At 72.2% G+C, this 22,030-nt stretch carries 18 protein-coding genes; 4 read left to right on the plus strand and 14 right to left on the minus strand.

Annotated features, from left to right (window positions below):
• Positions 1-19: 19 nt before the first annotated feature.
• The 3 genes from ACH4MY_RS14385 to ACH4MY_RS14395 all read left to right on the plus strand — a co-directional run bounded on the left by ACH4MY_RS14385 (position 20) and on the right by ACH4MY_RS14395 (position 4,303).
• A complete protein-coding gene (locus tag ACH4MY_RS14385) occupies positions 20-2,341 on the plus strand; it encodes a polysaccharide lyase 8 family protein (protein WP_398002313.1) in 2,322 nt (773 codons plus the stop codon).
• 163 nt (positions 2,342-2,504) lie between these two features.
• Positions 2,505-4,088 carry an acyl-CoA carboxylase subunit beta gene (locus tag ACH4MY_RS14390; RefSeq protein WP_395363900.1) on the plus strand — a complete coding sequence of 528 codons (1,584 nt, stop codon included), beginning with the start codon at positions 2,505-2,507 and terminating at the stop codon, positions 4,086-4,088.
• 14 nt (positions 4,089-4,102) lie between these two features.
• On the plus strand, positions 4,103-4,303 hold the full coding sequence (locus tag ACH4MY_RS14395; RefSeq protein ID WP_398002317.1) for an acyl-CoA carboxylase subunit epsilon: 201 nt from the start codon (positions 4,103-4,105) through the stop codon (positions 4,301-4,303).
• 69 nt (positions 4,304-4,372) lie between these two features.
• On the opposite strand, the gene ACH4MY_RS14400 is transcribed toward ACH4MY_RS14395, so the two are convergent.
• From ACH4MY_RS14400 to ACH4MY_RS14465, 14 genes are all read right to left on the minus strand, one after another.
• Positions 4,373-5,959 carry a hypothetical protein gene (locus ACH4MY_RS14400; protein ID WP_398002319.1) on the minus strand — a complete coding sequence of 529 codons (1,587 nt, stop codon included), beginning with the start codon at positions 5,957-5,959 and terminating at the stop codon, positions 4,373-4,375.
• On the minus strand, positions 5,956-6,885 hold the full coding sequence (locus ACH4MY_RS14405; protein WP_398002321.1) for a PP2C family serine/threonine-protein phosphatase: 930 nt from the start codon (positions 6,883-6,885) through the stop codon (positions 5,956-5,958). The genes ACH4MY_RS14400 and ACH4MY_RS14405 overlap by 4 nt, the downstream gene beginning before the upstream one ends.
• On the minus strand, positions 6,882-7,670 hold the full coding sequence (locus ACH4MY_RS14410) for a hypothetical protein (RefSeq protein WP_398002324.1): 789 nt from the start codon (positions 7,668-7,670) through the stop codon (positions 6,882-6,884). The genes ACH4MY_RS14405 and ACH4MY_RS14410 overlap by 4 nt, the downstream gene beginning before the upstream one ends.
• Positions 7,671-7,750: 80 nt before the next feature.
• Positions 7,751-8,485 (minus strand): hypothetical protein, encoded by a 735-nt coding sequence (locus ACH4MY_RS14415; protein ID WP_398002326.1) that lies wholly within the window; start codon positions 8,483-8,485, stop codon positions 7,751-7,753.
• Positions 8,486-8,831: 346 nt separating this feature from the next.
• A complete protein-coding gene (locus ACH4MY_RS14420; protein WP_398002329.1) occupies positions 8,832-9,344 on the minus strand; it encodes a YbjN domain-containing protein in 513 nt (170 codons plus the stop codon).
• Positions 9,334-10,383 carry a serine/threonine-protein kinase gene (locus ACH4MY_RS14425; RefSeq protein ID WP_398002331.1) on the minus strand — a complete coding sequence of 350 codons (1,050 nt, stop codon included), beginning with the start codon at positions 10,381-10,383 and terminating at the stop codon, positions 9,334-9,336. The genes ACH4MY_RS14420 and ACH4MY_RS14425 overlap by 11 nt, the downstream gene beginning before the upstream one ends.
• A gap of 148 nt (positions 10,384-10,531) precedes the next feature.
• Complete coding sequence (locus ACH4MY_RS14430; protein ID WP_187623077.1) at positions 10,532-11,113, minus strand: ATP/GTP-binding protein; 582 nt, start codon at positions 11,111-11,113, stop codon at positions 10,532-10,534.
• The gene (locus ACH4MY_RS14435) at positions 11,094-11,645 is read right to left on the minus strand and encodes a DUF742 domain-containing protein (protein ID WP_398002334.1); all 552 of its coding nucleotides are present in this window, start codon (positions 11,643-11,645) and stop codon (positions 11,094-11,096) included. The genes ACH4MY_RS14430 and ACH4MY_RS14435 overlap by 20 nt, the downstream gene beginning before the upstream one ends.
• A 92-nt stretch (positions 11,646-11,737) precedes the next feature.
• Entirely contained in the window at positions 11,738-12,151 is a 414-nt protein-coding gene (locus ACH4MY_RS14440) for a roadblock/LC7 domain-containing protein (protein WP_056644956.1), read from the minus strand.
• Between the two features lie 7 nt (positions 12,152-12,158).
• A complete protein-coding gene (locus tag ACH4MY_RS14445) occupies positions 12,159-15,245 on the minus strand; it encodes a nitrate- and nitrite sensing domain-containing protein (RefSeq protein ID WP_398002720.1) in 3,087 nt (1,028 codons plus the stop codon).
• Between the two features lie 552 nt (positions 15,246-15,797).
• Positions 15,798-16,379, minus strand: a complete 582-nt coding sequence (locus ACH4MY_RS14450; protein ID WP_189830884.1) for an ATP/GTP-binding protein — start codon at positions 16,377-16,379, stop codon at positions 15,798-15,800.
• Positions 16,360-16,764 (minus strand): DUF742 domain-containing protein, encoded by a 405-nt coding sequence (locus ACH4MY_RS14455; RefSeq protein ID WP_030206207.1) that lies wholly within the window; start codon positions 16,762-16,764, stop codon positions 16,360-16,362. The genes ACH4MY_RS14450 and ACH4MY_RS14455 overlap by 20 nt, the downstream gene beginning before the upstream one ends.
• A gap of 156 nt (positions 16,765-16,920) precedes the next feature.
• The gene (locus ACH4MY_RS14460; RefSeq protein ID WP_015036421.1) at positions 16,921-17,334 is read right to left on the minus strand and encodes a roadblock/LC7 domain-containing protein; all 414 of its coding nucleotides are present in this window, start codon (positions 17,332-17,334) and stop codon (positions 16,921-16,923) included.
• Between the two features lie 9 nt (positions 17,335-17,343).
• Positions 17,344-21,180: a nitrate- and nitrite sensing domain-containing protein gene (locus ACH4MY_RS14465; protein WP_398002337.1), complete on the minus strand. Its 3,837-nt coding sequence runs from the start codon at positions 21,178-21,180 to the stop codon at positions 17,344-17,346.
• A 571-nt stretch (positions 21,181-21,751) separates the two neighbouring features.
• Between ACH4MY_RS14465 and ACH4MY_RS14470 the strand changes: the two genes are divergently transcribed.
• Positions 21,752-21,955, plus strand: a complete 204-nt coding sequence (locus ACH4MY_RS14470; RefSeq protein WP_398002339.1) for a hypothetical protein — start codon at positions 21,752-21,754, stop codon at positions 21,953-21,955.
• Positions 21,956-22,030 lie beyond the last annotated feature (75 nt).

Consider the following 22,030-nt stretch of genomic DNA (forward strand, 5'->3'; position numbering starts at 1 on the left):
TTCCCCCCGGGAGGCTCCCGTGTCCGTCCCCGCCTGGTCCCGCCGCACCTTCCTGATCACCGCATCCGCCGCGGCCGCGGCCCTCGCGCTCCCCTCCGCCGCCCACGCGGCGGAGGACGAGTTCGAGACACTGCGGCTCCGCTGGCTCGACCTCCAGCTCGGCACCGGCTTCGACGCCGCGACCGAGCCCTACGCCTCCCGCCTCGCCGAGACGGGCACGCTCGCCCGCACCTTCCGCGCCGGCCTGAACCCCACCCCCACCTCCCTCTGGCCCGACGCCCCCTTCGACCCGCCGGCCGGCATCACCCAGAGCTACAGCCGCCTGTGGACCATGACCCAGGCGTACGCCCAGCCCGGCACCGGCCTCACCGGCGACCCGTCCCTCCTCGCCGACGTCCTGCGCGGCCTCGACCACCTCTCCGCCACCGTCTACAGGGCGGGCGCGCCCCGCTACGGCAACTGGTGGGAATGGCAGATCGGCAGCCCCCGCCTCCTCATGGACATCGTGGCCGCGCTCCACCCGCACCTCGGCGCCGAGCGGATCGCCGCCGCCTGCGCCGCCGTCGACCACTTCGTGCCCGACGCGGTCCTCGCCGACTACACCGGCACCTCCACCGGCGCCAACCGCGTCGACCTGTGCCGCTCCGTCGCCCTGCGCGGAGTCCTCGGCGCGAACCCCGCCAAGATCGCCCTCGCCCGCGACGCCCTCTCGCCCGTCTTCCCGTACGTCACCCGGGGCGACGGCCTCTACGCCGACGGCTCCTTCGTCCAGCACACCTGGATCGCCTACTCCGGCACCTACGGACAGGTCATGCTCGACGGACTCGGCCGGCTCTTCACCCTCCTCGCCGGATCCAGCTGGGCCGTCACCGACCCGAACCGGCAGATCGTCCTCGACAGCGTCGAGAAGGCCTACGCGCCCCTCATCTACGACGGCCTGATGATGGACAGCGTCAACGGACGCGCCATCAGCCGCGGCTACCTCAAGAACGACGACCGCAAGGTCATGCGCTCCGACCACTTCCACGGCCAGGGCGTCATCGCGGCCATGGCCCTCCTCGCGGGCGGGGCCTCCGCCGCCGAGCGGGACCGCTGGCACGCGCGCGTGAAGGGGTGGATCCAGCGCGACACAGTCTCCCCGATCCTGGCCGCCCGCCAGTTCGGGGTCGCCGACCTCGCCCGGCTCCACGCCGTGGCCGCCGCCCCCGTCCCGGCCGCCCCCGAACCCACCGGCCACCGCCTCTTCACCGCCATGGACCGGGCCGTCCACCGCCGCCCCGGCTGGGCCGCCAACATCGCCATGGCCTCGGACCGGATCTCGTACTACGAGTGCGGCAACGGCGAGAACCCGCGCGGCTGGCACACCGGCGCCGGAATGCTCTCCTGGTGGACCCCGGACCTCGGCGACCAGTACACCGACTGGTTCTGGCCCACCGTCGACCCGTACCGCCTCCCCGGCACCACCGTCTCCACCAAGCGGCTCGCCGACCGGGCCGGCGGCGAGTGGGGCGCGCCCAAGCCGGCCGTCCGCTGGGTCGGTGGCGCCACCGACGGCGAGTACGCGGCCGTCGGCCAGCACCTGAAGGGCCTCGGCTCCACCCTGGAGGCCCGCAAGTCCTGGTTCTGCGCGGCGGACGCCGTCATCTGCCTCGGCGCCGGCATCACCGCCACCGACGGCGTGCCCGTCGAGACGGTCGTGGACAACCGCCTCCTCGGCGAGTCCGGCACCCAGGCCCTCACCACCGGCGCGCGTTGGGCACACCTCGACGGCCACGGCGGCTGGATCTTCCCCCAGGGGGCCGGAGACCTCCGCACCCTGCGCGAGGACCGCACCGGGGCCTGGAGCGACATCAACACCACCAGCTCCACGGAGCGCCGCAGCCGCCGCTACCAGACCCTCTGGCTCGACCACGGCACGGACCCGGTCGCCGCCGCGTACACGTACCTCCTCATGCCGGGCGCCTCCCGGCGGACCCTCGCGGCCCGCGCCGCCGACCCCGGCTGGCTGAGCGTTCTCGACAACACCGCCGAGCGACAGGCCATAGCCGTCCCGTCCCTCGGGCTGACCGCCGCGAACCTCTGGCAGGCCGGTACGGTGGGACGCCTCACGACCACCGCCCCCGCGAGCGTCCTCGTCCGGCGCCGCCGCTCCGTGCTCGACCTGAGGGTCTCCGAACCGCTCCGCACGGGGCAGCCCCTGGAGGTGGTCTGGGACGGCCCGGTCCGCCGGGTGCTCTCCCACGACCCCTCGGTGGAGGTGCTCTCCACCGGCCGTTCGCTGCGCCTGCGGATCACGCCCGGTACGCAGGGGACGACCCACCGTTGTGAGGTCCTCACCTAGATCCACAGAGGTCTATGTCCAACCCCTACAAACACGAGGGGTACCTGGCTGTTGACTCGGGCTGGGCAGGGAGGAGTTCTGTCCAGCCCCACCAGGAATCGACACGGGAGACTGTACGGAGTGGACGGCGGGGTTTTCTTGTCCGACTTCGTAGGGTCGGTACATGACCGTTGTGGACCAGATCCCGAGCGAGCCCGCTGACGCCCGTGGCCGAGTGGCCGAGCTGCACGTCCTGCGCGAGCAGGCTCTCCGTGGCCCGAGTGAGCGCGCGACCGAGGCCCAGCACGCAAAGGGCAAGCTGACGGCGCGCGAGCGCATCGAGCTGCTGCTCGACCCTGGTTCCTTCAGCGAGGTCGAGCAGCTGCGCCGACACCGCGCCCAGGGCTTCGGCCTGGAGGCGAAGAAGCCGTACACCGACGGTGTGATCACCGGATGGGGCACGGTCGAGGGCCGGACCGTCTTCGTCTACGCACACGACTTCCGCATCTTCGGCGGTGCCCTCGGCGAGGCGCACGCGACGAAGATCCACAAGATCATGGACATGGCCATCGCGGCCGGTGCTCCGCTGGTCTCCCTGAACGACGGCGCGGGCGCCCGCATCCAGGAGGGCGTCTCGGCGCTCGCCGGCTACGGCGGCATCTTCCAGCGCAACACCCGCGCCTCGGGCGTCATCCCGCAGATCTCGGTGATGCTCGGCCCGTGCGCCGGTGGCGCGGCCTACTCGCCGGCCCTCACGGACTTCGTGTTCATGGTCCGCGAGACCTCGCAGATGTTCATCACCGGCCCGGACGTCGTCAAGGCGGTCACCGGTGAGGAGATCACCCAGAACGGCCTCGGCGGCGCCGACGTCCACGCGGGCGTCTCCGGCGTCTCCCACTTCGCGTACGACGACGAGGAGACCTGCATCGCGGAGGTCCGCTACCTCCTGTCGATGCTCCCGCAGAACAACCGCGAGAACCCGCCGACCGTCGCCTCCGAGGACCCGGCCGACCGCCGCTCCGACGTCCTGCTCGACCTGGTGCCCGCCGACGGCAACCGCCCGTACGACATGCACAAGGTCATCGAGGAGCTCGTCGACGACGGCGACTACCTGGAGATCCACGAGCGCTGGGCCCGCAACATCATCTGCGCCCTCGCCCGGCTCGACGGCCAGGTCGTCGGCATCGTCGCCAACCAGCCCCAGACCCTGGCCGGTGTCCTCGACATCGAGGCCTCCGAGAAGGCCGCGCGCTTCGTGCAGATGTGCGACGCCTTCAACATCCCGATCATCACCCTTCTGGACGTACCCGGCTTCCTGCCCGGCGTCGATCAGGAGCACGGTGGAATCATCCGGCACGGCGCCAAGCTGCTCTACGCCTACTGCAACGCGACCGTGCCCCGGATCTCACTGATCCTGCGCAAGGCCTACGGCGGCGCGTACATCGTCATGGACTCCCAGTCGATCGGCGCCGACCTCACGTACGCCTGGCCCACCAACGAAATCGCGGTCATGGGCGCCGAAGGCGCCGCCAACGTGATCTTCCGCAAGCAGATCGCGGAGGCAGAGGACCCCGAGGCCATGCGAGCCCGCATGGTCAAGGAGTACAAGGCCGAGCTGATGCACCCGTACTACGCCGCGGAGCGTGGCCTGGTCGACGACGTCATCGACCCCGCCGACACCCGGCAGGTGCTCATCCGGTCCCTCGCGATGCTCCGCACCAAGCACGCCGACCTGCCGTCCCGCAAGCACGGCAACCCGCCTCAGTAAGAGGAGTCATCCACGTGACCACCCCTGCCAATCTTCTCCGTGTCGAGAAGGGCCACGCCGACCCCGAGGAACTCGCCGCCATCACCGCGGTGCTCCTCGCCCGCGCCGCCTCCCGGTCCGACGAGGACCCGGCGACCGGCCACACCCGCACGGCGGCCGGCTGGCGCCGCCTCGAGCGCGAGCACGGCTTCCGCGCCCCGCACAGCTGGCGCTGATCTCCGAAGGAGGGCCGGAACCCGGTGACACCGGGTCCCGGCCCTCCTTCGTGTCTTCCGTCCGGGCGGCTAGGCGAGGAGCGACTGGACGAGCACGACGATGCCCCAGACCACGGCGCCCACGATGCCGACGAGGATCAGGACGGCCGCGCAGCCGAGCGCGATCTCGCCCTTGGTGAGCGGCGCGGGCGGGGGGCTCGACTTCCCGCCGGACCCGGTGGTGCCGGTCGGCCCCGCGGTGCCTCCCGTGCCCCCCTTGCCCGTGGCGCCTCCCTTGCCTGTGGTGCCTCCCGTGCCCGTGGTGCCGGAGGGCTTCGGCGCGGTGGGTGTGCTCGGTGTGCTCGGCGGGGGAGCGGAGGGCTGCGACGGCACCGACGGCTTGGCGGAGGGCGCCGGTCGGGACGGTCCGGACGACCCGGACGGGCCCGGCCGCGAAACCGACGCGGCGGGGCCGGACCGCGATGCCGCGCCCGACGTTCCGGTCCGGGACGCCGACCCGCTCGACGCACTCGTACCGGGCCTGCTCGCCGCACCCGTCGACGCCCCGGTCGCCCGACCGGTCGCCGACTGCCGGGCCGGCCCCGCGACGAACGGGTCCGACTGTCCGGCCTCCCGGCGCCCGCACCACGGGCAGGAGCCCAGATGGCCGCTGTGGTGGTGGTTTGCCACCTCGCCGCACTGGACGACGGCCGACCGCGCCTCGTCCAGCGCCTCCAGCCAGGCCGCCGACGAGGGCCGCCGCCGGGGATCGCCGATCCCCGGGCCGAACGCCCGCCGCGCGAGCTCCACCACCCGGGGTGGCAGCACCTCGCTGGGGAGCAGCCGCGCCGGGGTCCGCACCCGTCCCGGGTGGACGAGGAAGGACGTACCGGCCTGGATGTTGTCCTTGCGGGTCGACTCGTCCGGGCCGTGCAGCGGAGCCCCGTCGAACGGGTGGTTCCCGGCGGTGAGCAGCTGGTAGACGAGTACGGCGAGGGCGAAGTCGTCCGAGTGCCGGGTGGGCGCCTCCCCGCTGTGCCGCTCGGGACCCGCGTAGTCGTCGGTGAACACCTCGCTGCCGAAGGACTCGCCGGTCAGCGCGTCGGTGAAGGCGAAGGAGTCGCAGTCCAGGAAGGTGACGTACCCGTTCGGGTCCACGACCGCGTTGGCGCTCGAGAGATCGCCCACGACGAAGCTCTGCTGGTGCAGCTCCGCCGTCATGTACGCGAGGTTCGACGCCACCCCGAGCAGGAACTTCCAGTGCGCCCTGCCCTCGAACCTGCCCAGCCGCACGTGCTTCTGGAGCAGTCCGCTCAGCGGGGTGTGCACCGCCGGGTCCAGGAAAGGCATCCCGTAGCCCACCGGCCGTCCGCCGGCCTCGACCACGTCGACCGGCCACACCAGCATCGGGGGCTGGCCGGGCGCGAGCGGTTCCCCGGCGAGCGGGTCGGCCCGCAGCATCGCCGCGAGCCGGCGCACCTGGGCGGCGTCGGGCGTGCTGTTGTAGATCTTGGCCGCGAGGTCGGCGCGTTCGTCGAGGGCCCACACACTGCCCTGCCCGCCGGTCCCCAGTGGCTTGGGGCCACGGGTGACGCGGGTGCCGTCCCCGAGCACCAGGACGGGGTCGTGGGGGCGGCCGGCGTCGCCGGTGCCGTCGTTCGAGTCAGCCTCAGTCATGTCCGTATCGCCCACAGGAGAGTCTTGTCGTCCCCGGTCACCCGGGTGATCTGGTCGGAGCCGAGGAAGTCCTTGAGCCGCCGCTCCTCCTCGGCGGGGTGGTAGTCGGGCCGGGCCAGCCGGTCGAAGAGATGGCCGAGGAAGGCGTCGTGCGGCAGCGGGGGCCCGGAGGGGGCCCGCCGGAGCAGGGCGTGCGTCAGACCGTCCGTGGACAGCAGGACCCCCTCCACACCCTCGTCGCGGACACAGTCCACCCGGAGCTGCGCGAGAGCGGTGGGCGAGCCCACGAACACGGTCTCGTTCGCGTACTCGCTGCCGGTGTGCGCGCGGGGCAGCAGATGGTACGAGGGTGAGCACGGGACGGAGTGCGGGGGAGCACCGGCACCGGAGCCCGAAAACCCGCCGGAGCCCGTACCCCCACCGGAGTCCGTACCCCCGGTGGAGCCGGTACCCCCGACGGAGCCCGTGCCCGCGCCCGTATCCGTGCCCCCGCCCGTCCCGGTCCGGACGAGGACCAGACCGTCACCGACCGTCAGCTGCCCGAGCCAGCCCCGGGCGAGGACCACCACCGTCAGCGTGGTGGCGTACGGGCCCGGCGATCCCTGGCACCACCGCAGGAACGCGCTCCGCACCTGACGGAACGCCTCGGTCAGCTCCTCCTTGCGCGCGCGGGCGTCCGGAAGCCGCTCCCACGGCGTGGCCGTCGGCGGGAACGCCTCCATCGCGAGCCGGACGGCCTGGCGGGCACCCTCCCGGGAGTACGGCGCGCTCCCGGCACCGTCCGCCACCGCCAGGACCAGTCCCGAGGCGGTCTCGTTGTACGCGTACGCGTCCTGGCAGGGCGTCCGCTCCCGCAGATGCCGGTAGCCCGTCGCACTCGTGCCGTGCACCCGCCAGCCCGTCGAAGGACCGTCCGCCGCCCTCACGCCGGAACCTGCCCGCCCCCGCGCCGGCGCTTCAGCCGGGCGAAGATCTCCTGGAACTCGGCCTCCGCCGCACCGCCCTGAGTGGCCTTGGCACTGTGCGACATCGCGGTGAGCAGCTCCGCGAACGGGAACCCGTCGAGCCAGGCGTTGTAGTGCGGCGCCAGCTCCTGGAGCACCCCCTCCGCGCCCGTGTGCCGCTCGCCGACCCCCACCGCGAACAGCCGGAAGCGACGCTCCTCCTCCGCCTTGCGCAGTTCGGGCAGGAGGTCGCGGTACGCGTACGAGAAGCGCCCCGCCTCGTCGCTGGGCAGCCCGTCCGTGACCACGCAGATCTGCGGGCGGTAGTAGGTCAGGCCCTCGGCGCGGAGTCCCGCCTTGTAGTCGGCGACGACGTCCATCGCCAGCCGCAGCGCCCGGTCGAGCAGCGTCACCCCGAGGGCCTGGAGCACCGGTGGCCGGAACTCGTGGGCCGGTACGAACGGACTGTGGGGCCACTCGGGCGCGGTGGTGCCGAGCGGGGTGCACCCCTGCCAGACGGTGATGCCCTCCTTCCCGCCGAACGTGATGACGGCGACGTCGACGGCGGCGCTGAGCGCCATGTCGTCGGCGAGGCTCGTCGCCCATTCGGTGAGGGCGGAGTTGAGCGAGGTGATGGCACCGTGCTGGCTCAGGGAGCTGGAGGCGTCCAGGCAGAGCAGGAGCGGCAGCCGCTGGGCACTGTCGAACTCGAAGCCCATGTACGGCACGGGGAGCGGGGCTTCGTCGGGCTGAGGCGTGGGAAACACGGCTACTCCGTGGAGCTACGGGGACGGATGGGCAGACGTGGGGGGAGCTGTGGTGCGAGCGGTACGGATGTGGGGGACGTTCAGTGGAGCGGGCGGGCCTGGAGCACCGGAGGTTCCGAGTCCGGCGTCACCGTGACGCGGACCAGGTCACCGGGGCGCGGATACGCCGACGCCGGGCCCTGCCAGTGGGCGCGGCACAGGGCGCCCTCCCACTCGACATAGCCGTCGGGTCGCAGCCACGTCGCGGCGGGCACGACGAACCGCGGACCCCCGCCGAGCGCCACGGTGCCGAGGTCCGGTGCGGCGGCGGGGAGCGCGCGCCGGGGCACGTCGCCGGCCCGAGGCAGGGCGGACGGTTCCTCGGGGGGCCGGCGGTGGGGCGAGGCGGGCGGCGAGGGGGTCGGTGCGGCGCGGGGCGGCACCCCGCGAGGCGCGCCTGCGGCACCCGGGGTTCCGGCGGGGGCCGCGCGGCGGGGGTCGGAGCGCGGCGGCTCGTTGAACGGCGGCGCGGCGTAGGGAGGGTGGTGGGGCTCCGGGCCCGGCTCGGGATGCCGCTCCGGGGGCGGTTCGGCGGGGGGCGGGGAGTTGTCGGCGCCGTGGCCCGCGTACGCCGTCTCGGCCGGCGCGGAGGCGGACGGGTCCTCGCCCGGGGCCCTCCCGGTGCCGTGCGGCAGGAGGAAGGCGGCGCCGCCCAGGAGCGCGCGCCCGGGGCCGCTCAGCCGCTCCAGATGGTCCCGCAGGCGTGCGGGCGGCGGCGAGGGGAGGCGGGGCCCCGGCTCCCCGGCCCGGTCGGAGCCGTGGTGCTCGGGGGACACCGTTCCCGGAGCCGTACGCCCGGAGTTCCGCCGAGAGCCCGTCTTACGGCCCCCGTCGGGCCCACGGCCCCCTTCAGGCCCACGGACCTTGTCAGGCCCACGGCCCCTGTCGGACCCACGGCCCTTGTCGGACGCCCGGCCCTTGTCAGGCCCGAGGCCCCGGTCGGGTGCGGACGGCGCCTCGGGCTCGCGCCCGGGCTCCGTCTCGCGTCCGCGCTCCGGCTCGCGCTCGGGCCCGCGGCCCCCGCCGGGCCGCCAGGACCCCGTGCTGGCCCACATGATGGCGAGTGTCGCCAGCATGGGTAACCCCGTGACCGTCAGCAGGACGGCGGCCCATTCCATCCGGTCACTCCCGCGTGGTGAGGTCATCGGTGCTCCGCAGGACGAAACCGAGGTCGTGGCACTCGCGCAGCAGCCGTAGCGCCGCGACGAGCAGCGTGTCCAGGGTCGAGGCGAACCCGTCGGCCGACAGATGGGCGGCCAGCGGCAGGGCGAGGACGGCCGACAGCAGGGGCGCCTCGCTGCGCTCGTCCCCGAGGATCGCCGAGGGCGTCACCTCGCGGGAGTTCCAGGCGGTCGCGGCCGCCGCGGTCGGCGCGAGCCGGTCGGGGGGCACCAGCGTCCCGTCGGTGACGGCCACCACGAGCGAACCGGCCGCACGGCTGACGTCCACGGTGAGCCGGGGGCCGGTGGGGCCGCCCACCGTGGTCTCCAGGTACAGGGCGCCGTCCTCGCGGGCGACGGGTTCGCCGCGCCGGCGCGCCCACTCCCGTACCAGGGACTCCCAGCCGTCCCGCAGTTCGACGACGTGCCCGGGGGGCGCGGCGGGTGCGAGAGGTGCGGTGTGCTCAGTGGCCATCGTGCAGGACCGCCTTCCGGACGAGGGAAAGAGTCAGCCCAGCGTGGAGGAGCCGGGTGGCGAACGGGCGTAACGCACACGGGTCACCGGCCCCCGGGGCCGCCGGCACATGGCAGCGGTGCGGAGGATCGGGCACCGGCACCGTGCGCTGCCGGGGCAGCTCGGAGGCGGCGGCGGAGGAGGAGAAGGCCGAGGAGGAGCCGGCGGAGGCGGAGGAGGAACCGGCGGAGGCGGGCTCGCCCCCGAGCAGGCCGCCGAGCACGGCCAGGACCTGGGAGGGCAGCGGCCGGTCGGTCGGCGCGATGGCCAGGCAGGCGGTGATCACCTCGGCGAGCGGCGCCGGGACACCGCCCAGCCGGGGCGGCCTGCCCTGGAAGATCCGTACGCTCGCGGGCTGACCGGTGCCGAACGGCGGCCGGCCGGTCGCCGCGTAGGCGAGGACGGCGCCGAACGCGAACATGTCGACGGAGGGGCTCGGTTCCCGCCCGAGGAACTGCTCGGGCGCCATGTAGCCGTGGGTGCCGAGAGCGGTGCCGGGGAGGGTGAGCCCCTTCGTCCCCGCTGCCGTACGGGCGATCCCGAAGTCGATGAGACGGGGTTCGCCGCCCTCCAGGATGATGTTGCTCGGTTTGACGTCACGGTGGATCACCCCGCGCGCGTGCACCTCGGAGAGCGCCTCCGCGAGCATGGCGCCGAGCTCGGCCACCTGCCGCCCGGACAGCGGGCCTTCGGCGACCACCCGGGCGTCCAGGGTGGGTCCCGCGAGGTAGCGGGTGGCGAGCCAGAGGGGCGGGGTCACCGTCTCCGCGGAGTAGACCGGGACGGTGTAGGGGCTGTGGACGTCGCGCAGGGCGTTCACCTCGCGGGCGAACCGCTCCCTGATCTCGTGTATCCCGGCCAGCTCCCCGCGGATCACCTTGACCGCGACCTGCTGTCCGGCGCGAGTCCGGCAGAGGTAGACCTTGCCCATCCCGCCGTTGCCGAGGACGCGCACCACGTCGAAGGGTCCGATCCGGTCCCCACCGCCGTACGAGCTCATGCTTCCCTCCCCCGAGGTCCCTCCGACAACGTAGTGGACGCGCACGGCCCGGGTGGCGGTTTCGGGGCGACGGCCGTATGTCCGATACGGCGAAGGCCGCGTTTCCCGGAGAGGGAACGCGGCCTTCGGAACGCAACGCCGGGGACAGCTACCGCAGTCGGGCCATGAGGGCGTGCTCGACGAGCGTGATGAGGGCGCTCTTGGCGTCGGCGCGGTGGCGGGCGTCGGTGGTGATGATGGGGGTGTCGGGCCCGATCTGCAGCGCCTCGCGCACCTCTTCGGGCTGGTAGGGCTGGCTGCCGTCGAAGCCGTTGAGGGCGATGACGAAGGGGAGGCCGCTGTTCTCGAAGTAGTCGACCGCGGGGAAGCAGTCGGCGAGACGGCGGGTGTCGACGAGGACCACGGCGCCGATGGCGCCGCGGACGAGGTCGTCCCACATGAACCAGAAGCGGTCCTGGCCCGGTGTACCGAAGAGGTACAGGATCAGATCCTGGTCCAGGGTGATGCGGCCGAAGTCCATGGCGACGGTCGTCGTCGTCTTGTCGCCGGTGTGCGTGAGGTCGTCGATGCCCGCGGAGGCGGAGGTCATGACGGCTTCGGTACGCAGCGGGTTGATCTCCGAGACGGCGCCGACGAACGTGGTCTTGCCCACGCCGAAGCCACCCGCCACCACGATCTTCGCGCTGGTGGTTGAACGGGCCGCGCCGCCGCTAGAGCTTGCGAAGTCCACTGAGCACCCTTTCGAGCAGTGTCACGTCTGGCTGGCCGCCGGCGGCTTCGTCGCCGCCCGGCTGGTGGATGGCGACGAGTCCGGCCTCGGCCAGGTCGGCGACGAGGATTCGGGCGACGCCGAGGGGGATGGAGAGAAGGGCCGAGATCTCCGCGACCGACTTGATCTCGAAGCACAGGTGGCAGATCCGCTGGTGCTCGGGCAACTGCCCCTGCAGCCGGGACGGGTCGGCCGTGGTGCTGACCAGTGCCTCGATGGCGAGCTGGTAGCGCGGCCGGGTCCGGCCACCGGTCATGGCGTAGGGACGCACCAGCGGGTTGTGCCCGCCGGAGCTGCTGGAGCCGGCGGCGGACTGGGCGCGCGAGGAGCCGTACCCACCCGCGGACGGGCCCTGAGGCTGCCGGTAGGGCTGCGACGCACCGTGTCTGCTGGGGGTGGAGGGAAAGTTGTACCGGTTCTGCGCGGTGTCGCCGAGCGGCGCCTGGTGCGCGTCATATCCGTTGTAGGGGCTTGAGCCCGGTGGTGTACCCACGTCTCCTCCTCCGACTGCCTCGCGGTCCATGTCCCTTGGAACCGCGCCACCGCACCTTACGGGGCGGTGGCGCGAAACGCACTGTCTGTCTGTTAGTTGAGAAGACTTCCCTGAAGCTCCGCCCGGAGGTCAGGAGTCAGTACGGTGCCCGCGCGGTCCACGAGCAGTGCCATCTCGTAGCCCACGAGACCGATGTCGGCCTCCGGGTGCGCGAGTACGGCCAGCGAGGATCCGTCGGAGACCGACATGATGAAGAGGAAGCCGCGCTCCATCTCCACCACGGTCTGATTGACCGCACCGCCCTCGAAGATCCGGGACGCGCCCGCGGTCAGCGAGGTCAGTCCGGAGGCGACGGCCGCCAGCTGGTCGGCGCGGTCGCGAGGGAATCCCTCGGACATCGCCAGCAGGAGTCCGTCGGCGGAGACCACCACCGTGTGGGACACCCCAGGGGTGTTGTCCACGAAGTTGGTGATCAACCAGTTCAGATTCTGCGCCGCCTGGCTCATGCTCACACTAACGCTCCTGGTTGTAGGTACTGCCCGGGCCGAGGCCCGATCCGTTCGTGTCCGTACCCGCGCTGCGTCCCTGCTGGACGCCTCGGCGCAGGTTGCTCAACCTGCCCCGTACGTCCTCGGGTGCGCGGGAGACCTGGGGTCCGCCCTGCGGGGTCTGCTCAGCCGTGCCCTCGACCAGGTTGGCCTTGGGGACCCGGCGGGGGAGACCGGACGAGGTGACCCCGCCCGCCTTCGGGTCCTTGAGCTTCCCGGCCCGCTGCCAGCGCTCGTCGTTGGTCGAGCGCCATTCGTCGGGACCGTCGGCTTCGTTCTGCTGCGGCTCCTGCGCCGGCTGCGCGGGCTTCGCCGGCTGCGGTGCCTGCTGCTGCGGCGCCTGCTGGTTCGGTGAGGCGACGCTGCCGCGGCGCGGCAGACCGGCGTCGGTCAGCGCGTGACCGGCGTCCGGGGCGGCACTCGGGGTCGGACCCGGACGGTCGAAGCCTACGCGGTCGGGGGCCTGTTCGGGAGCGCCCGGAGCAGATTCCGATTCCGCTCCGTACTGCTGCTGGTAGCCACCCTGGTACGCGCTCTGATCCTGCCAGTCTGCCTGGTGGGACTGGGGGTCGAACGTGTTGCCGTACTGCTGGTGTTCGACTTCCGGGGCCTCGTACGAAGCTTCCGCATAGCCCTGCTGGGGGTAGGCCTCGTAGCCCTGCTGCGGGTACGCGTAGCCGTCCTGCTGCTGCGGGTAGCCGGCCGCGTACTCCTGGCCGTATCCCTGCGGCTGCTGGGGCTGCTGCTGTCCGTACTCCTGCGCCGGGGCGTACTGCTCCGCCGGGTACTCCTGGGCCTGCTGCTGTCCGTACTCCTGAGCCTGGGCGTATTCCTGGCCCTGGCCCCGGTCGTACTCCTGACCCTGTCCGTACTCCTCGGACTGCTCCGCCTCGTCGCGGAAGAGCGGCCGGTCGCCGGTCGCCTGGGCCTCCAGGGCGGCACGCCGCCCCTCGCGCTTCAGCGAGCGGTCGACCGGGTCGAGCTGAGGCTCCTCCTCGGCCGGCTGCTCGTAGCGCGAGTCGTCGAAGCCGAGGTCGGCGGCGGTCAGCATCGGCTGCTGCTGCGGCGGGGCGCTCTCGAAGGCGCTCTGCTGCTGTTGCTGCGGAATGATCTGGGAGACCGTGAAGTCGTCCTGGAGCGGCTGCTCGCCGCCACCACCGTGGGTGATCGCGTCCGGCAGCATGACCAGCGAGGTCGTCCCGGCCTGCTCGCCCGAGGGGCGCAGCTGGACCCGGATGCCGTGGCGGTCGGCGAGCCGGCCGACCACGAAGAGGCCCATGCGCTGCGAGACGGCGGCGTCCACGGTCGGCGGGTTCGCCAGCTTGTGGTTGATGTCCGCGAAGTCCTCGGCGGTGAGGCCGATGCCCTTGTCGTGGATCTCGACCATCACGCGGCCGTCGGGGAGACGGGTCGCGGTGACGCGGACCTTGGTCTGCGGGGAGGAGAACGTGGTGGCGTTCTCCAGGAGCTCGGCGAGCAGGTGCACGAGGTTGGTCACGGCCTGGCCGTGGATCTCGGCCTCGGGCACGCCGGCCAGCTCGATGCGCTCGTACTGCTCCACCTCGGAGGAGGCGGCGCGCATGACGTCGACCAGCGGGACCGGCTGGTCCCAGCGGCGGCCGGGCTCCTCGCCGGCGAGGACCAGGAGGTTCTCGCCGTTGCGGCGCATACGGGTCGCCAGGTGGTCCAGGCGGAAGAGGTTCTCCAGCTGGTCCGGGTCGGCCTCGTTGTTCTCCAGGTCGGTGATGAGGGTCAGCTGGCCCTCGATCAGCGACTGGTTGCGGCGCGAGAGGTTGGTGAAGATCGCGTTGACGTTGCCCCGGAGCATGGCCTGCTCGGCGGCGAGCCGCACGGCCTCGCGGTGGACCTGGTCGAAGGCGCGGGCGACCTCGCCGATCTCGTCCTGCGTGTCGATCGGGATCGGCTGGACGCGGGTGTCGACACGGCCGGGCTCGGTACGGGAGAGCTGGTCGACCAGCATCGGCAGGCGCTGCTCGGCGATGCCGAAGGCGGCGGTGCGCAGCTGCTGCATCGAGCGGCTCATCTGGCGGGCCATCATCCCGGCCAGGATGAAGGCGGCGAGCAGGGCGACGACGACGATGCCGCCGATGACCCAGGCGTCCGTCTTGGCCTCGTCGGAGATCTTCGCGGCCTCGTCCACGGCCTTGTCGACGAGCGCCTTCTCGACCTGGGAGTAGCCGTCGAACTTGGCGGTGGCGACGGCCATCCAGGTCTCGGCGGTGACGCCCTTGGCCTTGAGCGCCGTGAGGGCCTCGGGGTCCTTGGCGGTGCCGATCGCGGAGGCGGAGCCGGAGTAGACGGAGCCGTCCTTGCCCTTGGGCAGCTCGACGCCTGCGGCCTGCATCTGCTTGGCGCCCTCGGCGGCCTTGCCGGCCATGACCTTCTTCATCAGCTCGACGTCCTCGGGCATACCACCGGAGGCGAACTCGCCGAGGGCGATCTGCTCCAGGTAGTTGTACGAGTTGAACGCCACGGACTGCTGGGCGAAGACGGCCTCGGTGCGGCTGGGCCGGACCAGGAGCTGGGTGCCGATGGAGCGCTGGAGGGACTCGGCGCCCTTGGCCAGCTGGACGGCGTAGACGCTGCGGCCGTAGGCGGTGACGTTGCCGGTGCCGAGGCCGAGCTCGTTGGAGAACTCGGTGAGGTAGTGCTGGACGCCGGTGTACCCGAGCTGGGTGTTCACCGGGTCGAGGGAGCGCGTGTACGCGGCCTTGCGCAGGGCGTCGAGCTTCGGCTCCTCGTCCCGGAAGAGACGGAGGCGACGCTCGAGCCCCTGGCCCGAGGGCAGGTTCTTGGCGGCCTCGTCGAACTTGATCCGGGCGGCGTCGGTCGCGGCGTACGCCTGCGTGACCTCGTCGCTCTTGCGGTCCTCGGCGGTCTTGGCCGCGAGGAGCGGAGCCGCGGTGAGGTCCCGCTCGTTGAGGAGGGCGGTGCTGTACTCCGAGGCGGCGCGCACGATGAGCGCCGTCTTCTCGGCGTCCTGAGCCTCCTGCCAGGTGTCGATCGCGCCCTTCACCTGGAAGCCGCCCATGACGAGGCCGACCAGCACGGGTATGAGGAGGATCGCGTTCAGCCGGGTGGGCACCCGCCAGTTGCGGGGCGACAGCTTGCTGGAGCTTCCCTTGCCCGCCGCCGCTGCGGGCGGCGGCGTGACGGGCACGTCCGCGGGTGACACGACTGTGCGCGACGGCGGCGTGAAGTTGCCCCGCGTCTCCTGCTCCGCGGAGCGTTCCTTGCTTCGCACTCGACCAACAACCTCTCGGCGTCGGCACCTACGTTGTGCCGGTGTTTCGTTCAGGGCCGTACTACTCGGGAGTTCATGAATTGCAGCACGTGAAGGGTGTCCCTTCCAAACAGTGGGAAGCGACCTCTTTCAGTGGTCCAGGCCTTGCATAAAACGGGCATAAAGAGCGAGCCCCGCCAAATGGCGGGGCTCATGTGAGCGCAGTGACACCGATCGGATGCGTCGGGTGTCCGAGGCGCCCCAATTCTCTGTCGAAACGTTATGAACGCACGGGCGGCCGTGTCGAACGACACAGACCGCCCCTGGCAGCGGCATATGACAACCGCCCTGGAGGTCCGATTACTTGAGCCGGGCCATGAGGGCGTGCTCGACGAGCGTGATGAGGGCGCTCTTGGCGTCGGCGCGGTGGCGGGCGTCGGTGGTGATGATGGGGGTGTCGGGCCCGATCTGCAGCGCCTCGCGCACCTCTTCGGGCTGGTAGGGCTGGCTGCCGTCGAAGCCGTTGAGGGCGATGACGAACGGCAGGCCCGAGTTCTCGAAGTAGTCGACCGCGGGGAAGCAGTCGGCGAGACGGCGGGTGTCGACCAGCACGACGGCGCCGATGGCACCGCGGACGAGGTCGTCCCACATGAACCAGAAGCGGTCCTGACCCGGCGTACCGAAGAGGTACAGGATCAGGTCCTGGTCCAGCGTGATGCGGCCGAAGTCCATGGCCACGGTCGTCGTCGTCTTGCCACCGGTGTGCGTGAGGTCGTCGATCCCCGCCGAGGCGGAGGTCATCACGGCCTCGGTGCGCAGCGGGTTGATCTCGGAGACGGCGCCGACGAACGTGGTCTTGCCCACGCCGAAGCCACCCGCCACCACGATCTTCGCGCTGGTGGTCGAACGAGCCGCACCACCGTCAGAGCTTGCGAAGTCCACTGAGCACCCTTTCGAGCAGAGTCACGTCCGGCGTGCCGCCGGTCTCTCCGTTGCCCGGCTGGTGGATCGCCACCATGCCGGCCTCCGCCAGGTCGGCGACGAGGATGCGGGCGACGCCGAGGGGCATCGACAGCAGGGCCGACACCTCGGCCACCGACTTGACCTCGCGGCACAGGTGGCAGATCCGCTGGTGCTCCGGAAGGAGCGTGGCGAGGTGCGCCGGGTCGGCCGTGGTGCTGACCAGCGCCTCGATGGCGAGCTGGTAGCGCGGCCGGGTCCGGCCGCCGGTCATCGCGTACGGACGCACCAGCGGCTGGTCGCCCTCATGTCCGTACTCGTCGACTGAATTGCCGTACGGATCGTGAGAGGCGGGGGGCGGGGTCATGAATCCTCCGGGCGTGACGGCAAACGATCTGCTGTCTGATGGGGCCGGTGGGGGGCCGGGTGGGGCGGCCGGACGGATAACAGTGCCAGGGCGGTACGGAGGGGCGTACCGCCCTGTCGATCGGTCGTACGTGGGGTTGTCCGGAAAGCGAACCGGCTAGTGGAGCAGGCTGCCCTGGAGCTCCGCGCGGAGATCCGGGGTGAGGACGCTGCCGGCCCGGTCGACCAGCAGCGCCATCTCGTAGCCCACGAGGCCGATGTCGCACTCGGGGTGGGCGAGCACGGCCAACGAGGATCCGTCGGAGACCTGCATGAGGAAGAGGAAGCCGCGCTCCATCTCCACCACGGTCTGCGCGACGGGGCCCCCCTCGAAGATCCGGGACGCACCCGCGGTCAGCGAGGTCAGTCCGGACGCGACCGCCGCCAGCTGGTCGGCACGGTCGCGGGGGAATCCTTCGGACATGGCCAGCAGGAGTCCGTCGGCGGAGACCACCACCGTGTGCGACACCCCAGGGGTGTTGTCCACGAAGTTGGTGATCAACCAGTTCAGATTCTGCGCCGCCTGGCTCATCGCGTTCAACTAACGCTCCTGCTGATGGTTCGGACCGAGGTGGATGCTACCCGTGGTCGAGTTGCCCGCCTGTCGGCCCTGCTGGATGCCGCGGCGCAGATTGGTCAGCCGGCCGCGGACGTCGTCGGGTGCACGCGAGACCTGGGGGCCGGCCGTGTGGGCCTGCTCCTGTGCGGTCCCGGGTACGAGGTTGGCCTTCGGCACTCGCCGGGGAAGACCTGAGGTGGTGACACCGCCGGCCGCGGGCTTGCGCACCCGCTCGGCCTGGCGCACCAGCTCGTCGTTGGGCGAGGTCCGCCAGGCGGCCCCGCCGTTCTGGCGCCCGTCGGCCGGGTCACCGGCCGGACGGGGAGCCGGAGCGGACGGCTGCGCGGCCGGGGCCTGCGCCTGCTGCTGCTCCTGCGCCTGCTCCTGGTGGAACCAGTTGGTCTCCAGCGTGTCGTACAGCGGGGTACGACCGTCGCCCGCGCCGGCCGGCGGCAGAGCCTCCGGACGGCGGGGCTGCTGGAGCTGCGGCTGCTGCCGGCCCGGCTCGGCGCCCGGACGCTGAGCGCCGAAGTCGCCGTTGCCGCCACCGGTGCGCTGACGCGGCGCCGGCTGCTGCGGGGCCTGGGCCTGCTGCTGGGCCTGCTGCTGCGCCTGCGGTACGTAGGGCTGACGGCCGAACTGCTGCTGGCCGCCCTGGTACTGCTGCGGGGCCTGGGGCTGCGGGGCGTGCTGCGGGGCATGGCCCTGCGGCTGCTGCGGCGCACCGAAGTCGGGACGCGGGAACTGACCCGTGGAACCGGGGCCCTGCGGGGCACCGAAGTCCGGGCGCGGGAACTGCGCCGTCGACGCCGGGTCCTGCGATCCGCCCTGGTACGCCTGCGGAGCCTGCTGCTGCGGGGCACCGCCCTGCGGCTGCTGCGGCGCACCGAAGTCGGGACGCGGGAACTGACCCGTGGAACCGGGGCCCTGCGGGGCCGCCGGAGCCGCGAACCGGCCCGTCGTCTCCGGGTCCTCGTGACCGCGCGGGGCGTCCAGCGGGGACATCTCCTGCTGCGGGCGCCGGACCGGCTGCTGCTGCGCCTGGTCGTTGCCCCAGCTCGCGGCCTGCGGGCGCTGCTGCTGGGGGTTGCCCCCCGGCAGCTCGGCGCGCGGGAACTCGTACCCACCGGCCTGGCCGGCCGCCGGGGCCTGGCCCTGCTGGCCCTGCTGCGGCACGCCGGGTCCGGCCTGGCCGCCCTGGCTGCCCCACACGTCCGTACGGGACGGGATGGCGCTCGCGGCGCCGCCGATGAGACCGCCACCGGGGCCCGGCCGCAGCGGGTCGTTGCTCTGCGGGGCCTGAGGGGCCTGCGGGGACTGGGGGATCTGCGGCAGCTGACCGGTCCGGTCGAGCTGCGCGTTCTGCGGCTGCGGGGTCCGGGACTGCGGGGAGCCCTGCGGGGCACCGTCACGGGCGGGCAGCGCGGCCCGGGGACCGCTCGTACCGACCTGACCGCGCGGCGCACCGGCACCGAGCAGACCGCCCGTCGCCGACGGAGCACCGCCCTGGCCCGGACGTCCACCGCCGGGGCCGCCGGCCGCGCCGGGACCGCCGGGGAGCCGGCCGCCCGGGGCGGAGGCACCCGGCATCGCGCCCTGGCCACCGGCACCCGGCTTGGGCATCGGAGGCTTCTTGCCGCCCTGGGCGACGTCGACCGGCAGCATGACGAGCGCGGTGGTGCCGCCCGAGTCGGAGGGGCGCAGCTGGATGCGGATGCCGTGTCGCAGGGACAGGCGGCCGACCACGAAGAGACCCATGCGGCGGGAGACCGAGACGTCCACGGTGGGCGGCGAGGCGAGCCGCTCGTTGATCGCGGCGAGGTCCTCGGGGGAGAGGCCGATGCCGGTGTCGTGGATCTCGACGAGGACACGGCCGTCGGGCAGCGCGTGACCGGTGACCCGGACCTTGGTCTGCGGGGAGGAGAACGAGGTGGCGTTCTCCAGCAGCTCGGCGAGGAGGTGGACGAGGTCGTTGACGACCCGGCCGGCGACCTCGGTCGCCGGGACCGCGGCCAGTTCGATGCGCTCGTACTGCTCCACCTCGGAGGCGGCGGCACGGAGCACGTCGACCAGCGGGACCGGGCGGGTCCAGCGGCGGCCCGGCTCCTCACCGGCGAGGACGAGGAGGTTCTCACCGTTACGGCGCATACGCGTCGCGAGGTGGTCGAGCTTGAAGAGCGAGGACAGCTGGTCCGGGTCGGCCTCGCGCGACTCCAGTTCGGAGATGAGCGAGAGCTGACGCTGGATGAGGCCCTGGGAACGGCGCGAGAGGTTGGTGAACATCGCGTTGACGTTGCCCCGGAGGAGGGCCTGCTCGGCGGCGAGACGGACGGCCTCGCGGTGCACGTCGTCGAAGGCCGCGGCCACCTGGCCGATCTCGTCCCGGGAGTGCACACCGACGGACTCGACGGAGGTGTCGACGTCCTGCGGGTCGGACTCGGAGAGCTGCTTGACGAGCTCGGGCAGGCGTTCCTGGGCGACCTTGGTCGCGGTGTCCTGGAGCCGGCGCAGCGAGCGGATCATGGACCGGGCCACGACGAAGGCGCCGACGAGCGAGACGCCGAGGACGAGGAGGATCAGCGCACCGTTGACGATGGCCTCGCGCTGCGACTCCTGCCGCAGCTCACGGGCCATGGTCTCCATGTCGCCGAGCAGACCGCGCTCGATGCGGTTCATGGCGGTGATCTTGGTGCCGTACTCGTCGGTGAAGTTCAGGTGGCCGCGCTTGGGGCCGCCCTGCATGGCGTCGTCCATGTTGAGGACGCGCTCGGCGTACTTCTCGGCGGCGGTGATCGACGGGTTGCCGCTGTTGAGGGAGGCGGTCCGGTCGGTGGCGTCACCACCGGTCGACTCGTAGATCGCCTGGAAGGACTTGAGCTCGACGCCCTCGGAGTTCAGCGCGGCCTCGCCGTAGAGGCGGTCACCCTGCTGGATCTTGCCGGAGGTCTTGTCGCTCGCGGGCAGCGCCGCCGCGATGATCGCCTGCTGGATGGAGGCGTACTCCTTGGCGGACGAGAACGCGGCGAGCGCCCGGGTCCGCTTGATCATCTCGGGGTTGCTGGTCGCCTGGGCCATGTCCTGGGACAGGCTGAGCAGCGAGCGGATGAGGCGGCTGTAGGCCTCGACCGTCACCGAGTTGGAGACGCCCTTCTTGTAGGCGTTGCCTCGGATCGTGTTGAGCTGGATGACCTGCGAGGCGATCTGGCTGACGTTCTGCCGGATGCTGCGCAGCGCCTCGTCGCCCTCGGTGGCCGGGATGGCCTCGGTCGCCTCGAGGAAGGCCTTGTACTCGCGGTCCGTCTTACGGCGCGGGTTGGCGACCTGGTAGTCGCTGACCGGGCGGCCGTTGGCGAGCGGACCCGCGGAGAGGTCGCGCTCGGACTGGAGGGCCTGCGCGAGGTCGGTGGCCTCTCGCGTCAGCTTGGTGAGCAGCTGCATGTGGTCGAGCTGCTCCATGTCCTGGAGCGACTCGCTGATGCGGATGCCGCCCAGGGTGGTCGCGGCCACCACGGGGAGGGTGAGGAGCGCGACCAGACGCGTGGAGATGCGCCAGTTGCGCAGGGCTATTCGCGGCCCGACCTCGTTCTCGGCCCGGGGCTTGGGGGGTGCGTCGGACGGCTCGGCGGACGCGGCCGCGGCGCTTGTGCGCCTGCCGCCGTCACCGCCCTCGCCGGACGGTCCCTGATTCTGGTTCGGGGTGTGCGAGGCCGAGGGACCGCGGTCGGTCCCGGCGCGCGGTTCCTGCTCCGCCGGAGCATCCGCGCGGCCCTGACGGGCCTGGGGAGACCCCGAGCCATCCCTCTTGAAACGTCCCTGCACTAGCGTCGCAACCTCTGGACCAGGCGTCCTTCCGGATGAACGGAGAGGACGGTGTCGGCGTCGAACGGGGAGCGTGGAGAGCACCCCAGGTGGTCGTCGGTGACCGGCGCATTTCCCCCTTTCCCGCCACTGGGCCGGCGCTGCGTTGCGCCCCCTGCGTGCCGGCTTGAATCCCGCGGCGGTGCGTGGAATTCCAGCACAGTGCCGGATCTCCAACAAGGGCCGCGTGTCGCGCCGTGAGAGCCATGACAACCCGTGCGCAGAGTGTCACCGCATGTAGAAGATGATCGTGGATGATTCGGACTATTCCGGTCCAATGGCCGCGCGTACCCGTGTGTCCCAGTCGCGATGATCAGGAGCGGAATAGAGCATTCAGTGGCGGAATGTCCCTTTCCGTGACCACGCGTGGCAGTCCGTAATGCCTGGAATGTGCCGCTGGTGGTGAGCAAACTCACACGGCGCTTGATGCCTTAGCCATGCATTCGAAGGGAATCGCATGTTTAGCCTGACGCTTTACACCCCCTCGCGCCCGAACGCGGCGCCCGTTCCGGAACAAGGTCAGATCACCGCGATGAAGACGACGACGCCCGGCACCACGGCCAACCCCCGCCGTTCCACCCTCGTCCACCTCACGGACGCCGCAGACCTCGGCCGGCCCGCGCTGCCCGAGTACGCGCTCGAGCTGCCGGCGAAGACGGCCAACCCGCGCCGCACCGTCCTCATGCAGCCGCCGGCCCCGTACCGGCCCGAGCCGTACGCCTCCGCGACCCGCTGACCCACCCCCGACCCCACCTGCGTGATCCGTGTCATGGGACGCGGCGATATCGCCGGTCGGCCGCCCTCGCGCCGC

This window comes from Streptomyces sp. NPDC017246 (genome assembly GCF_044331325.1).
Lineage (GTDB): Bacteria > Actinomycetota > Actinomycetes > Streptomycetales > Streptomycetaceae > Streptomyces.

Excerpts from the sequence above, each read along its gene's own strand:
- ACH4MY_RS14390 (WP_395363900.1), top strand. The coding sequence starts at position 2,505 with ATGACCGTTGTGGACCAGATCCCGAGCGAGCCCGCTGACGCCCGTGGC.
- ACH4MY_RS14400 (WP_398002319.1), bottom strand. The coding sequence starts at position 5,959 with ATGACTGAGGCTGACTCGAACGACGGCACCGGCGACGCCGGCCGCCCC.
- ACH4MY_RS14420 (WP_398002329.1), bottom strand. The coding sequence starts at position 9,344 with ATGGCCACTGAGCACACCGCACCTCTCGCACCCGCCGCGCCCCCCGGG.
- ACH4MY_RS14425 (WP_398002331.1), bottom strand. The coding sequence starts at position 10,383 with ATGAGCTCGTACGGCGGTGGGGACCGGATCGGACCCTTCGACGTGGTG.
- ACH4MY_RS14440 (WP_056644956.1), bottom strand. The coding sequence starts at position 12,151 with ATGAGCCAGGCGGCGCAGAATCTGAACTGGTTGATCACCAACTTCGTG.
- ACH4MY_RS14445 (WP_398002720.1), bottom strand. The coding sequence starts at position 15,245 with ATGGGCGGCTTCCAGGTGAAGGGCGCGATCGACACCTGGCAGGAGGCT.
- ACH4MY_RS14455 (WP_030206207.1), bottom strand. The coding sequence starts at position 16,764 with ATGACCCCGCCCCCCGCCTCTCACGATCCGTACGGCAATTCAGTCGAC.
- ACH4MY_RS14460 (WP_015036421.1), bottom strand. The coding sequence starts at position 17,334 with ATGAGCCAGGCGGCGCAGAATCTGAACTGGTTGATCACCAACTTCGTG.
- ACH4MY_RS14470 (WP_398002339.1), top strand. The coding sequence starts at position 21,752 with ATGAAGACGACGACGCCCGGCACCACGGCCAACCCCCGCCGTTCCACC.